Origin of the sequence: Pseudomonas sp. FP198, from assembly GCF_030687895.1 — a bacterium.
Lineage (GTDB): Bacteria > Pseudomonadota > Gammaproteobacteria > Pseudomonadales > Pseudomonadaceae > Aquipseudomonas.
Map to the genome: position 1 here is coordinate 890,324 of NZ_CP117452.1, position 14,331 is coordinate 904,654.

Genomic DNA, 14,331 nt, shown 5'->3' on the forward strand with positions numbered 1-14,331 from the left:
AGGCATATGAAAGGACGTCATGTCCTGGACGAATGGGTTTCATGCGCCCCAAGTGGTGTCCTGGCCGGGCCTTTCGCGAGCAGGCTCGCTCCCACACTTGAAATGATTCCCATGTGGGAGCGAGCCTGCTCGCGAAGACGCCCGCCCAGACGATATAAATTTCAGTCGAGCATGAACAGCGCATCATTGCTGAACTGCGCTTCAAACCGGTTGGCCGGCATCGGTCGGCCAAACAGGTAGCCCTGGACTTCGTCGCAGCCATGTTCACGGAGGAAATCCAGTTGCTCGTGCGTCTCGACACCCTCGGCGATGACCGCCAGGTTGAGACTGTGGGCCATGGCGATGATCGCCCGGGCGATCTGGGCATCCTGCTCGCCGGACGGCAGGCCATCGACGAAGGTGCGGTCGATCTTCAGCACGTCGATGGGGAATTGCTTGAGGTAGTTGAGCGATGAATAACCGGTGCCGAAGTCATCGACCGCGATGCTCAGGCCCAGATTCTTCAAGCCGGCCAGGATCTGCATCGCCTCGCTGACTTCGCGCATCAGAATGCTTTCCGTCAGCTCCAGTTCCAGGCACGCCGGCGGCAGGCCGGTGCTGCGCAGGATATTGGCGATGCGCGTGCCGAGCTGGCCGTCGGAGAACTGCCGGGCGGAAATGTTGACCGAGACCTTCGGCACCCGGACCTTGGCCTGGTGCCAGGTCTTGAGCTGGCGACAGGCCTCGCTGATGACCCAGTCGCCGACGTCCACCACCAGCCCGAGTTCTTCGAGCACCGGGATGAAGTCCCCTGGCGGCACCAGCCCGCGTCGCGGATGGCGCCAGCGCAGCAAGGCCTCGGTCCCGGTCAGGCGCTTGCCGTCGCCGCTGAACTGTGGCTGGTAATACAAGACGAACTCGTTCTGTTCCAGCGCATGGCGCAGGTCACTTTCCAGCTCCAGGCGCTCCAGGGCGCTGGCGTTCATGTCGGCCTGGTAGAACTGGAAGTTGTTCTTGCCGCGCTCTTTGGCGTGGTACATGGCGGTGTCGGCGTTTTTCATCAGTTGGCTCAGCTCGTTGCCGTCCTGTGGGCTCAGGGCGATACCGATACTGGCGGTGACGAAGAACTCCCGGCCTTCGAGCACAAACGGCCGGACCAGGCTGGCAAGGATCTGCTCGGCCACGGTAATCGCCCGGTTGAGCGCCATTTCGCGGCTTGCGCGCGGTTGCAGCAACAGGGTGAACTCGTCGCCGCCCATGCGCGCCACCGTGTCGTCATCGGCCACGCAGCCGAGCAGTCGCGTGGCCATTTCCTTGAGCATCCGGTCGCCGGCGGCGTGGCCGAGGGAATCGTTGATCGGCTTGAAGCGGTCCAGGTCGAGGAACATCAGCACCACCCAGCTCTTCTGCCGTTCCGCCGATTGCAGCGCGGTATGCAGGCGGTCCTGGAACAGCGTGCGGTTGGGCAGGTGGGTCAGGGCGTCGTAGTAAGCCAGGCGATGGATGCGCTGCTCGCTGGCCTTGCGCTCGCTGATGTCGCTGAAGAAGCACACATAGCTGGCGAGGTCGCCTTCGTCGTCGAGCACCGCGGTAATGCCGACCCAGGCCGGGTAGTGCTCGCCGTTGCGGCGCTTGAGCCAGACTTCGCCTTCCCAGGTGCTGTGTTGTTGCAGCTGCTTGAGCACGTAGCGCAAGTGGGCTTCCTGCTGCTCGTCGACGGTCAGCATGTTGGGCAACTGGTCCAACACCTGCGACACCGCATAACCGCTGACCCGGCTGAAGGCTTCGTTGGCCTGGACAATGTAGCCGGCCGGGTCGGTGATCAGGATCGCCGAGGTCGAATGCTCGAATACCGTCGCGGCCATGCGCAGGTCTTTTTCGGCGCGACGCTGCTGGCTGATGTCACGGCCGACACCCAATACCCCCTCGAACGCGCCGTTGTCGTCCCACACCAGCACCAGCCGCAGCTCGATGGGGATCTTGCGCCCGTCGGCACGCAGGCAGTCGAACAGGAACAGTTGGGTCTGCAACTGGTTGCGCAGCTCAGCCAGTTGGCCAGGCTGGTCGAGGGCCTTGCTGACCCGGTCCATCAGGCTGTAGATGCCGGTCAGTTGTTGCGGATTGGCGATGGTCGACTGCCAGCCATGCTGGAAGATCCAGTCGGCGGTGTAGCCCAGCACTGCCTGGACCGACGGGCTGACATAGTTGAGCGAGAGTTTGCTGTCGGTGGAGAAAATCACGTCGCTGATGCTTTCGGCGAGCATCCGGTAGCGCTGCTCGCTGTCGCGCAGTGATTCGCTGGCCTCGATCTGCTCGGTGATGTCCTTGGCCACGCCGATGATCCGTGTGACCTGGTCATGGCGGTCCCGGGCCAGGGCCTGTTCGCGGACCTCGAAACGTCGCCATTTGCCGTTGCGATGGCGAAAGCGTAACTGGCATTGCAGCAGTTGCGTGTAACCGCCGCGGCGCTGTTCCTGGCGCAAGTGGTGGTAGTGATCGGCATCGTCGCTGTGCAGCAGGATTTCCCAGAAATACTCGCCCATCTGGTGCAACTCGGTACGGTCGTAGCCGAGCGTCTGGCCCAGGTGGTGGTTGCTGAAGATCATCCGCTGGCTGATGACGTCCTGTACGTAAAGATGATCCGGGACGGTGCGCACAACATCGGACCAGAAACCTTCGCGCTCAAGCAGCGACAATTCGATCAGCTTGCGGCTGGTGATATCGCTGATGCTCAGGATGACGGCGTTATAGTCGTCCTGTGTTTCCGGCAGGCGCAACACCAGCCACAAATGCTGGTCACGACCATGGGCGTCCTGGAGCCTGATTTCCAGTTCCAGTTGTTTGTGCTGGTCGAGCAGCGCTTCGAGCAGTTTCGAGCCAACTGGGTTGTGGTCTTTCGCCGCGTTGCCCACCAGCAGTTGCCAGGCCTGTTCGCAGGAATCGACATTGAGCAGCTTCAAGGCCATCTGGTTGACTTCGGTGACGTGCACTTGCTGCTGTAACTGCTCGAGCTGCTGCGGGGCCTGCAGCCAGGTGCGCAACTGCTCGCCATCATGCAGGCCGGCTCGGGCAAAAAAGGCCTTGAGCCCAGACAGGTCAAGCACGCAGAGGGCCACGCCGGTGCCCTCGAAGATGTCCTGGTAGCGGCGGCGCCCCTCATGCAACTGACGCTGGCGGCGACGCATGTTCAGCAGCGCGATCACCGGCAGCAGCGAAAACGCCAGGCCCAGCAGGCATTTGCCAATGAACGCGGGCAGCAACTGTTCGAGCACCTGGCTGCGATCGAACAACCCGCGCAGTTGCCAGTCGCTGCTGCTCAGCGGCACCGTCAGCACGGTGTTGCTGAGATCTTGCGAGGTCAATCGGGTCGGGTTGGGCGAGGGCGGGGCCTCGTCGCGGCTGATGATTTGCTGGTTGACCCGGTTCTCCACCAGCCACAGCGGGCGCAGCCCGGTATCGGCCTGTTTGGTCAATGTCGCGAAGAACCCCGGGGTCAGGCGCAACGCCCAATAACCGCGCGTGTTGCCGCTGGCCTGGTGCAACAACAGGTGCACCACGGAACCGTCCTCGGCATTGCTGAAATAGTGCGCCTGGGCATGACTGCGCCGTACCAGTTCGGCCAGGTAGCTGGCATCCTCGCTGGTCGCGTCGCTGTCGCTGAGCACCCGGCCGGAAGGGCTCAGCAGTGCCAGGCTGCGTAATTCGGGCAACGATTGCTGGAGTTTGCGCAGCAGCGCCTGTTGTTCGTCGGCGCTTTGCGGTTGTTCGACGATCGGTAGCAGATTGAGTGCAATCTGCGCATTCAAGGCCATGTTCAGGCTGACTTGCGCGGCCAGGTCGGCGGTGTAGTCGATGGTGTATTGGCGCTGTTGCTGCTGGGTCTCGCGCAGTTGGTCGAGCAATTGCCAGAAAAGCAGGCCCAGCAGCAACAGCACCAGCGAGGCCAGCGCGCCCTTCAATGTCCCGCGCAGGGGCACGCCAGGCACAGCAGGGGCGGCGCGCGGGGACGGGGACGGAGTGACGTTGGACAAGCTGTAATCCTGCAGTTTGCTGGACTGGCGCGACGTGCACTATAAGCCGGACGCCCGAAGGGCGGCTAGCATGCCTTGACTTGTGGCAAAGTGCCAGCCCTGGGCGGCTGGACCTTGACCGACGGTTGAGGTAGCTTTGCCGGTCAAACAAGAGCGCTCCGGCTCCAGATTCCCAGGCTCAATCGGCCCGCAGGCATTGATCAACATCAAGTGCCCGCGCCGCGCATGGCCTGGCTCGTTCTTTTCACCTGTCACTGACGCTAGGTTCACCATGGCTCAATACGTCTTCACCATGCATCGGCTGAGCAAAGTTGTTCCGCCGAAGCGGGAAATCCTGAAAAACATTTCGCTGTCATTTTTCCCCGGCGCCAAGATCGGCGTGCTGGGCCTCAACGGTTCGGGTAAGTCCACGCTGTTGAAAATCATGGCTGGCGTCGACAAGGAATTCGACGGCGAAGCCCGTCCGATGCCTGACCTGAACATCGGCTACCTGCCGCAGGAGCCTCAGCTGGATCCGACCAAGACCGTTCGCGAAGTGGTCGAGGAAGCGGTCAGCGTGATCAAGGATGCCCAGGCGCGCCTGGACGAGGTCTATGCCGCCTACGCCGATCCGGACGCCGATTTCGACAAGTTGGCCGCCGAGCAGGCCAAGCTCGAAGCGATCCTGCAGGCCAGCGATGGCCACAACCTGGACCGTCAGCTGGAAGTCGCCGCCGATGCACTGCGCCTGCCGGCCTGGGACGCCAAGGTCGAGCACCTGTCCGGCGGTGAAAAGCGCCGCGTGGCGCTGTGCCGCTTGCTGCTGTCCGCCCCGGACATGCTGCTGCTCGACGAACCGACCAACCACCTGGACGCCGATTCCGTCGCCTGGCTCGAACACTTCCTGCACGATTTCCCCGGCACCGTGGTTGCGATCACGCACGACCGGTACTTCCTGGACAACGTTGCCGGCTGGATCCTGGAGCTCGACCGCGGCGCAGGCATTCCATACGAAGGCAACTATTCGGGCTGGCTGGAGGCCAAATCCGATCGTCTGGCCCAGGAGTCCAAGCAGCAATCGGCGCATGAAAAAGCCATGAAGGAAGAACTGGAGTGGGTGCGCAAAGGCGCCAAGGCTCGTCAGTCCAAATCCAAGGCGCGTCTGCAACGCTTCGAGGAAATGCAGTCCCAGGAATTCCAGAAGCGCAGCGAAACCAACGAGATCTACATCCCGGCCGGTCCGCGCCTGGGTGACAAGGTCATCGAGTTCAAGAACGTCAGCAAGGGCTACGGCGACCGCGTGTTGATCGACAACCTGTCGTTCTCCATGCCCAAGGGCGCCATCGTCGGCGTGATCGGTGGTAACGGCGCCGGTAAGTCCACGCTGTTCCGCATGCTGATGGGCAAGGAAACACCGGACTCGGGCACCATCGAAATCGGTGAAACCGTGCAGCTGGCCTGCGTCGACCAGAGCCGCGAGGACCTGGACGGCAGCAAGACCGTGTTCCAGCAGATCTCCGACGGCTCCGACCAGATCCGCATTGGCAGCTACGAAATCCCGTCGCGTACCTACGTGGGGCGCTTCAACTTCAAGGGTGGCGACCAGCAGAAATTCGTCAAGGACCTGTCCGGCGGTGAGCGTGGTCGCTTGCACCTGGCGCTGACCTTGAAGGAGGGTGGCAACGTCCTGCTGCTCGACGAACCGTCCAACGACCTCGACGTCGAAACCCTGCGTTCCCTGGAAGAGGCCCTGCTGGACTTCCCGGGCGCGGCCATTGTGATCTCCCACGATCGGTGGTTCCTCGACCGCGTCGCGACGCACATTCTGGCGTACGAAGACGACTCGCAAGCGGTGTTCTTCGAAGGCAACTACACCGAGTACGAAGCCGATCGCAAGAAGCGCCTCGGCGAAGCCGCTGCCCAGCCGCATCGTGTACGGCACAAGAAGCTGGCTTGATTCGCCCGGCTAAGCAGTAACCCTGTGGGAGCGAGCCTGCTCGCGAAGGCGTCAGATCAGTTGAAAGATTACTGACTGATCCACCGCCATCGCGAGCAGGCTCGCTCCCACATTAGGCCTGCAACATCACCCAAGCTCTATTTCCAGCACCTCGATCGCCACATCCCCCACCGGCCGCTTCCACACCACCTCATCCCCGATCTTCGCCCCTAGCAAGGCCCGCCCGAGCGGCGAGCCCCAATTGATCAATCCATTGGCGGCATCGGCCTGGTCTTCACCCACCAGTTGCACTCGTTGCGCCTGGTCGTGCTCATCGGCGAAGGTCACCCAATGTCCGATTCGCACCTGATCACATTTGCTCAAGGTGACGACCTGCGCACTTTGCAGCCGCTGATTGAAATACCGCAGATCCCGTTCGAGGTCGGCGATACGCTGCTTGTCCGCCTGCTCGCCCTGGGCTGTCTGTTGACCGTGCAGCGCTTGCAACTCGGCGACCCGCGCCTGTAGCTGGGCGAGCCCGGCGGGTGTGACACAGTTGGGTTGCGTGCTGACCTGGCGCTCTACCGGTTGATCGGCCTGGGCGGCGGCGTTGTCTTCGTTGACGAAGGCGCGACTCATGGAATTCTCCTCTATTGGAGTTTGGGCCATGGTCGCAGGGTTTTGGTTTCGACGAATGTCTGTACGCGACTCACGGCGAGCGATAAGCCCGGGCGGCGTCCCGATCTTTCTCCTGCTGCCAGGCCCGTTCGCGATCGTCCCAATGGCGCTCACGGTACGCGTCACGCTCTTGACTCTCGCGCATGGCCTGGCACTGCCGAAAGCCATCGCTCCAGCCTTCGGCGTAGTGGGCGTCCCTGAGATAACGCGGCACGTCTTTGCGGAATTGGCCAGTGATCGCGCCGGCCGCTTGCCGGCCACTGCTACAACCGTCATCGAAGCCATCGGCGAAGGCCGGTGGATAACCTCGGGCGATCAGATCCTCGTGGGTGGTTTCGCAGCCACCGAGCAACATCAACACACCCAGTACCACTGCCGCGCGCCTCATGTTCTGCCTGCCTGCCGGATCCACTTGTAAGGCAAGTCTAGAAGCGGATTCGTCAGAAAGGCGTGAAAGCGCGGTGATCATTCCGTTTGTTCAGTAGTGGTACCACTTCACTTCGAGCATCACCTCGGTTTCCGGCGAAGCCAATTGGCTGAATTCGCGCTGGGCGCTCAGGCGCAGACCGAGGTTGCGCGACAATTCCCACTGCTGATTCAGGCTCAGGCTACGGCGCACCTCACCGTTGACGAAGTAATCGCCCTTGGCTTCGAGGCTCAGGTTGCCCAGTGGGTTTTTCCACAGCACGCCGCTGTTGAAGCCGGCGGCCGGGGCGACGAACTGGGCGAAGTCGTTATTGTGCTCGACCCGCACGGTGCCCAGGGCAAAGCCCAGCACATCCTCAGCCAAGGCCCAGGTGCCACCGGCGCCACCGTTGACGTGGCTGACCAGGGTTTCATCGTCGTGTTTGCCAGGTACTCGCTCCAGGCCACCGGTAACCTGCCAGGACAGCGGCTGCAGCAACTCATTGCGCGGGGTCAGTGAGCGAATGGTCGCCAGGTCCAGTTGTTGTAGCTGCCAATCGTTGCCTTCGTACTGGCGCAGCTTCAATTGCAGGATCTCGATCTGTGCGCCGAGCGGGAAACTCTCGGCGTTGTCGTTGAGGTCGTGATAGGCCATGCGCAGGCCGTATTCACCGAACGCACGATCGCCTCGCGTGCCCAGGCCAGCCTGCCAGGTGCGCGATTCATGGCCATCCTCGGGCAGGCCGGGTTGCGGGATGTCCAGTTCCGGCGCGGGATTGCGGTTGATCGCCCGCAGCAGTTCGAAGCTGCGCTGGGCCCGCTGCGGGTCACGCTCCTGGCCGTTGGCACGATAGCGCTCCAGGCGATAGGCCGCATCGATGATCAGGGCCTGGCGCTGGCGCGGCAGCGCCTGGAATGCCGGCGCTTGCAGTTGCTGCTGGTCGGCGCTGACTTTCTGTACCCATTGCTGCTCGTCGTCGCTGAGCGGCTCGGCGCGGCTGAGCAGCTCTCGCTCGCGGGATGGCCGGTACTGGATGCTTTCCACCAGTCCGGCTTCCTTCACCGCCTTGACGGTGTCGGTGGGGATTGCCGTCAGCGGAAACTGTTCGGTCAGGCGCAGGCTCGGACGCGCCACCTGCAGCAGTTCGAGGAGGCGGTAGGAGCAGTTTTCATCAAAGAAGAAGTAGTCGAACTGGATCTGCTTGAGTTCCCACACATGCTCGACCATGCGTTCGGTTTCCGCCTGGCTCAGGTTGAGGCGGTATTCCCACAGGTCGCGGTTCTCCAGGCTACGGTACTCGGAGAGTTTTTCCTGGTACGGCACCAGGGCGAACAGACCGGGATAGCCGCCCATCAAACCCTTCCAGGCGTAGAGCAGGCTGTTGTCCGAACCTTCGATGTAGGCGCCGAAGTTGATTGCGTAGCTGAGCAGTGCGGTCTTGTCGCTTTGCACGTCGGCCTGGTCGATGCGCAGCAAGGTATGGCCGAACATTGAGGAAGGACTGTTCAGGTACGCGGCGGGGAAAATCATCACCGCGCTGTGGGGCGATACGTCCTTGAACCACTGGGTGAATTCGCTGCAATTGACCGCCGGCAGGTCCGTCAGGTTGAGCTGCGCCTTGAGCCAGCGCGTTCGCGCCGGGTACACGCACTGGGCATGTTGCTGGCCGGCGCTGGCCGGGCCATACAAGGCTTGCAACGTGGCGGTCAGCTCACGGTCGGGATGTTCATTGCCGTCGGGTGCGAGGAAAAACTTGCGATCGCTGACATAGCTGCGCCAGCCACCGAGCTTGGCCGTTTCGTAGTGACCCAGGGAAATCCAGAAGCGGTCATTGGCCAGTTGCTGCAAACGTTGAGGATCGACATGAGGCGCGGCGGACAGCGGGGCGCACACACAGAGCGCCAGCCAGGCAAGGCGTTTGAGCATAGTCGGCTACTTGGAAAGTCGAAAAATAAAGACCGAAGGGGCCCCAAAAAGAAAAAACCCGCTCCCCGAAAGGAGCGAGTGATGTCGAGCTTAAGCTTGAGTAGCGTACTTGGCCAGGCGAGGGTCGTTTTTCAGCACGGCCAGGGTGTTGGTATGCACGTCTTCGGCGGTCACGTCAGCCTTGCTGAAGATCTGCTGGAAGTGCTCGTGGGTCACAGCGGAGAAGTGCGCGCGGTCTTCCGGCGCCACGCCCAGTACCACGGCGTAGGTGGTCAGTGCTTCACCCTGACCCTTGGCCATGTCTTCGGACAGCTCGTTCATCATGCCATTCATGGCCAGCCAGGACTTGCCACCGTAGGTCAGTGCCGCGTTGGTCGAGCAGCCGTTGGTGCCGGAGGTCATGCCGAAGGTGGCGTTGCCGGAGGTGCCGTTGGTGGTGGATGCGAGGAAATGCGCCGGGGTGCCACGCTGGCCTTCGAACAGCATGTTGCCCCAACCGCAATCCGGGCCGCCCGGCGCCTGAGCCATGGCGTTGATGGATACAGCGGTGAAGAGAGTACCGAGAAGAATCCGTTTCATAGCTATGTTCTCTTTATGTGCATACCAATGGACAGGGTCTGGCCCCTACAGCAGCCAGTGGGCCGGTTATTGTTCCAGCCGCGCAGTTTGGAGTTTAGGCACGTTCCGAGGGTTCCGTGACATTTTGCAAAAACATTATTTGAAATCACCTGTTTACGGGCTTCTGCCGGTGGTGGGGCCGTCGACTATGCTTCGGCCTGAGGCGCTCCTTGCCAGTCAGGCATGGGCAGCGCCAGAATGCCGCTATCTGCCCCGCCTGATGTAAGGAAGCCCGATGCCTGATCCTGTTGCTGCCAGCTTGCGTCTAGCGCCCGAAGCGCTGACCCGTCCGTTTTCCGCTGAACAGTTCAGCTTCTCTACCACCAATGATCTGGAGCCCTTTCGCGGTGTGCTTGGCCAGGAACGCGCGGTCGAAGCCTTGCAGTTCGGTGTGGCGATGCCACGCCCCGGTTACAACGTCTTTGTCATGGGCGAGCCCGGCACCGGTCGGTTCTCGTTCGTCAAACGCTACCTCAAGGCCGAGGGCAAGCGCATGCAGACCCCGGCGGACTGGGTCTACGTCAATAACTTCGACGAGCCTCGCGAACCGCGTGCCCTGGAATTGCCGTCGGGCACGGCCGGCGCTTTCATCGCCGACATCAATGGCCTGATCGACAATCTGCTGGCGACTTTTCCGGCGGTGTTCGAGCATCCGTCCTACCAACAGAAAAAAAGCGCGATCGACCGCGCCTTCAATCAGCGCTACGACCGCGCCCTCGATGTGATCGAGCGCCTGGCGTTGGAAAAGGATGTCGCGCTGTACCGTGACAGCAGCAACATCGCCTTCACGCCGATGAGCGAAGGCAAGGCCCTGGATGAAGCGGAATTCGCCCAGTTGCCGGAGGCCGACCGCGAGCGCTTCCATGAGGACATTTCCAGTCTGGAGGAGCGTCTGAACGAAGAGCTCGCCAGCCTGCCGCAATGGAAACGCGAGTCCAACAACCAACTGCGCCAGCTCAACGAAGAAACCATTACCCTGGCCTTGCAGCCGTTGCTCGCGCCGCTCTCGGAAAAATACGCCGAGAATGCCGCCGTCTGCGGTTACCTGCAGGCCATGCAGGTCTACCTGCTCAAGACCGTGGTCGAGCAATTGGTCGACGACAGCAAGACCGACGCCGTCGCGCGCAAATTGCTCGAAGAGCAATACGCGCCGAGCCTGGTGGTCGGGCATCCGGCGAGCGGTGGCGCGCCGGTGGTGTTCGAACCGCACCCGACCTACGACAACCTGTTCGGGCGCATCGAGTACAGCACCGATCAGGGCGCGCTCTACACCACGTATCGGCAGTTGCGCCCGGGTGCCTTGCACCGGGCCAACGGCGGGTTCCTGATTCTTGAGGCGGAAAAGATGCTCGGCGAGCCGTTCGTGTGGGATGCGCTCAAGCGCGCCCTGCAATCGCGCAAGCTGAAGATGGAGTCGCCGTTGGGTGAGCTGGGGCGACTGGCGACGGTCACCCTGACGCCGCAACATATTCCGTTGCAGGTCAAGGTGGTGATCATCGGCGCTCGCCAGCTGTACTACGCCTTGCAGGACCTGGATTCGGACTTCCAGGAAATGTTTCGCGTGCTGGTGGACTTCGACGAAGACATCCCGATGGGCGACGAGAGCCTGGAGCAGTTTGCCCAGTTGCTCAAGACCCGAACTTCGGAGGAGGGCATGGCCCCGCTGACCGCCGATGCGGTGGCGCGCCTGGCCACTTACAGCGCGCGCCTGGCGGAGCATCAGGGGCGCCTGTCGGCGCGGATCGGTGATCTGTTCCAATTGGTCAGCGAGGCGGACTTCATCCGGCAACTGGCCGGCGATGACATGACCGATGCCGGCCACATCGAGCGCGCCCTCAAGGCCAAGGCGACTCGCACCGGACGGGTTTCGGCGCGGATCCTGGACGACATGCTGGCGGGGATCATCCTGATCGATACCGACGGCGCGGCCGTGGGCAAGTGCAACGGGCTGACCGTGCTGGAAGTGGGGGATTCGGCGTTTGGCGTGCCGGCGCGGATTTCCGCCACGGTGTACCCCGGCGGCAGCGGTATCGTCGACATCGAGCGTGAGGTCAACCTCGGCCAGCCGATCCACTCCAAGGGTGTGATGATTCTCACCGGGTACCTGGGCAGCCGTTATGCCCAGGAATTCCCCCTGGCGATTTCGGCCAGCATCGCCCTTGAGCAATCCTATGGTTATGTGGACGGTGACAGCGCCTCCCTGGGCGAGGCTTGCACGTTGATCTCGGCCCTGTCGAAGACGCCGTTGAAGCAGTGCTTCGCCATCACCGGTTCGATCAACCAGTTCGGCGAAGTGCAGGCGGTCGGCGGGGTCAACGAGAAGATCGAAGGGTTCTTCCGCCTCTGCGAAGCCCGCGGGCTGACGGGAGAGCAGGGTGCGATCATCCCCCAGGCCAACGTTGCGACCCTGATGCTCGACGAGAAGGTGCTGGCCGCGGTGCGAGCGGGGCAGTTTCACGTCTATGCCGTGCGCCAGGCCGACGAGGCATTGAGCCTGCTGGTGGGCGAGCCGGCCGGTGAGCCGGATGAAAATGGCGATTTCCCGGAGGGCAGCGTCAATGCTCGCGTGGTGGAGCGGCTACGGGTGATCGCGGAAATGATCAGCGAAGACGACATCAAGGAAGCCGAAAAGGAAATGGCCCAGCAGGCTCTGGCGGAGGCGAAGCCGGCCTGATGTTTTCCTGATTGTCGCAAGTACCCTTGTGGGAGCGAGCCTGCTCGCGAAGGCGGACTGTCGGCCAGTAGTGTTGTTGGCTGACACACCGACTTCGCGAGCAGGCTCGCTCCCACATTGTTTTGGTGGATTATCTGGGAATTGCGTCACCAGTTTGGCGTCAATATTCACACTGTGACCGCTCGGCGCATTCTGGTCTCGAAATCCCTTGCGGCCGGAACTTTTCTCCTATCCTCAGTTCAAGGATAACGAGAGCCATCATTGGATCGAAACAGCCTTCCCGGGCTGAATACCGGATCTACCGAGGGGCGCCGCCATGTCGCGCAACCTTTGTCTTACTCGCCACTGCCTGGGTCTGGTGACCCGCATCGAATGCGCCGTTCGTCCGCTCGCTGGCGACACCGGCATGTGGACCGTACTGTTCGCCGCCGGAATGGCCGGCGAGCAACCTACCGCGATCAAGGCCCAAGGGCCGTTCCCTGGTCCGACTGCCGCTGAAACCCTCCTCGACACCATCGTCCAGAACCTGACATTGCACGGTTATGAGCTGGCTGATGATCCGCAGATCTGGTCGCTGCACATGCAGGCACAGCTACGGGAAATCAACGGGGGCCGTTGTCGCAACGTCGGCGGTGTCGAATATCGCCCGCTGCATTGAGCCTTCAGCGCGGTAAAGTCTTGACACAAGCGTCGGGCCCCAGGAAGGGGGCGGCGTTTGTGGGGCGGGTCGTGGCTGATATACTCGCCGCGATTTTTCAGCCCAGGTGTGAGACTCAATGGAACGCTTTATCGAAAATGCAATGTATGCCTCCCGTTGGCTACTGGCGCCGATCTACTTCGGGCTATCCCTGGGCTTGCTGGCCCTGGCACTGAAATTCTTTCAGGAAGTCTTTCATATCATTCCCAACGTGTTTGCCATGGCCGAGTCCGAGCTGATCCTGGTGCTGTTGTCGCTGATCGACATGGCGCTGGTAGGCGGCCTGCTGGTGATGGTGATGATTTCCGGCTACGAGAACTTCGTCTCGCAACTGGACATCGACTCCGACAAGGAAAAGCTCAACTGGCTGGGCACGATGGATTCCTCGTCGCTGAAGATGAAAGTCGCGGCGTCGATCGTAGCCATTTCTTCCATCCACTTGCTGCGTATCTTCATGGACGCCAAGAATGTCGATCCCGAGCACCTGATGTGGTACGTGATCATTCACATGACGTTCGTGGTCTCGGCATTCGCCATGGGCTACCTGGACAAACTGACCAAGCATTGAGGTTCGTCACGGGCGGCGGCATCTGTGCTAGTCTGCTCGCCCTTTTGGTTCCGGGCGCTCCGGGAGGCGCTGTGTCACGCACGGCACGTTCCCGAGCCGTCCGCACAGCGGAGCAGCACCATGTCCGAAGTTAACCTGTCCACCGACGAAACCCGCGTCAGCTACGGCATCGGCCGTCAGTTGGGCGACCAACTGCGCGACAACCCGCCGCCGGGCGTCAGCCTGGACGCGATCCTCGCCGGCCTGACCGACGCTTTCGCCGGCAAGCCGAGCCGCGTTGGCCAGGACGAGATGTCCGCAAGCTTCAAGGTGATCCGCGAAATCATGCAGGCCGAAGCTGCCGCCAAGGCTGAAGCCGCTGCTGGCGAAGGCCGTGCATTCCTGGCCGAAAACGCCAAGCGCGAAGGCATCACCACCCTGGCGTCCGGCCTGCAGTTCGAAGTGCTGACCCAGGGCGAAGGCGCCAAGCCGACTCGCGAAGACCAGGTGCGTACCCACTACCATGGCACCCTGATCGACGGCACTGTGTTCGACAGCTCCTACGATCGTGGCCAGCCAGCCGAATTCCCGGTAGGCGGCGTGATCCCGGGCTGGACCGAGGCGCTCCAATTGATGAACGCCGGCAGCAAATGGCGCCTGTACGTGCCGAGCGAACTGGCCTACGGCGCCCAGGGCGTTGGCAGCATTCCACCGCACAGCGTGCTGGTGTTCGACGTCGAGCTGTTGGACGTTCTGTAAGGCAACTGCCTTTTGTGGGAGCGAGCCTGCTCGTGAAGCGGTGTGTCATCGAACATTGATATCGACTGACCTACCGTCTTCGCGAGCAGGCTTGCTCCCAC

General features: G+C 62.0%; 10 protein-coding genes. 5 read left to right on the forward strand and 5 right to left on the reverse strand.

What is annotated here, in order from left to right:
• Positions 1-161: 161 nt before the first annotated feature.
• Positions 162-4,010 (reverse strand): EAL domain-containing protein, encoded by a 3,849-nt coding sequence (locus PSH78_RS04170; RefSeq protein ID WP_305498692.1) that lies wholly within the window; start codon positions 4,008-4,010, stop codon positions 162-164.
• Between the two features lie 271 nt (positions 4,011-4,281).
• Between PSH78_RS04170 and ettA the strand changes: the two genes are divergently transcribed.
• Positions 4,282-5,946 carry an energy-dependent translational throttle protein EttA gene (gene ettA, locus PSH78_RS04175; protein WP_305498693.1) on the forward strand — a complete coding sequence of 555 codons (1,665 nt, stop codon included), beginning with the start codon at positions 4,282-4,284 and terminating at the stop codon, positions 5,944-5,946.
• Positions 5,947-6,072: 126 nt separating this feature from the next.
• Here the strand turns inward: ettA and PSH78_RS04180 are convergent, their stop codons facing one another.
• The 4 genes from PSH78_RS04180 to PSH78_RS04195 form a co-directional block, all read right to left on the reverse strand.
• Positions 6,073-6,564 (reverse strand): GreA/GreB family elongation factor, encoded by a 492-nt coding sequence (locus PSH78_RS04180; RefSeq protein WP_305498694.1) that lies wholly within the window; start codon positions 6,562-6,564, stop codon positions 6,073-6,075.
• Positions 6,565-6,634: 70 nt separating this feature from the next.
• Positions 6,635-6,991, reverse strand: a complete 357-nt coding sequence (locus PSH78_RS04185) for a hypothetical protein (protein ID WP_305498695.1) — start codon at positions 6,989-6,991, stop codon at positions 6,635-6,637.
• Positions 6,992-7,081: 90 nt separating this feature from the next.
• Entirely contained in the window at positions 7,082-8,935 is a 1,854-nt protein-coding gene (locus PSH78_RS04190; RefSeq protein WP_305498696.1) for a DUF4105 domain-containing protein, read from the reverse strand.
• Between the two features lie 90 nt (positions 8,936-9,025).
• The gene (locus PSH78_RS04195) at positions 9,026-9,514 is read right to left on the reverse strand and encodes a DUF3015 domain-containing protein (protein WP_030140293.1); all 489 of its coding nucleotides are present in this window, start codon (positions 9,512-9,514) and stop codon (positions 9,026-9,028) included.
• 274 nt (positions 9,515-9,788) lie between these two features.
• On the opposite strand from PSH78_RS04195, the gene PSH78_RS04200 reads away from it, so the two are divergent.
• The 4 genes from PSH78_RS04200 to PSH78_RS04215 all read left to right on the forward strand — a co-directional run bounded on the left by PSH78_RS04200 (position 9,789) and on the right by PSH78_RS04215 (position 14,230).
• The gene (locus tag PSH78_RS04200; protein WP_305498698.1) at positions 9,789-12,227 is read left to right on the forward strand and encodes a Lon protease family protein; all 2,439 of its coding nucleotides are present in this window, start codon (positions 9,789-9,791) and stop codon (positions 12,225-12,227) included.
• 316 nt (positions 12,228-12,543) lie between these two features.
• Positions 12,544-12,885: a hypothetical protein gene (locus PSH78_RS04205; RefSeq protein WP_305498700.1), complete on the forward strand. Its 342-nt coding sequence runs from the start codon at positions 12,544-12,546 to the stop codon at positions 12,883-12,885.
• 118 nt (positions 12,886-13,003) lie between these two features.
• Positions 13,004-13,492, forward strand: coding sequence for a TIGR00645 family protein (locus tag PSH78_RS04210; RefSeq protein WP_047230159.1), 489 nt, complete (start codon positions 13,004-13,006; stop codon positions 13,490-13,492).
• Positions 13,493-13,612: 120 nt separating this feature from the next.
• Positions 13,613-14,230: an FKBP-type peptidyl-prolyl cis-trans isomerase gene (locus PSH78_RS04215; RefSeq protein ID WP_003205746.1), complete on the forward strand. Its 618-nt coding sequence runs from the start codon at positions 13,613-13,615 to the stop codon at positions 14,228-14,230.
• The last annotated feature ends 101 nt before the right edge of the window (positions 14,231-14,331 follow it).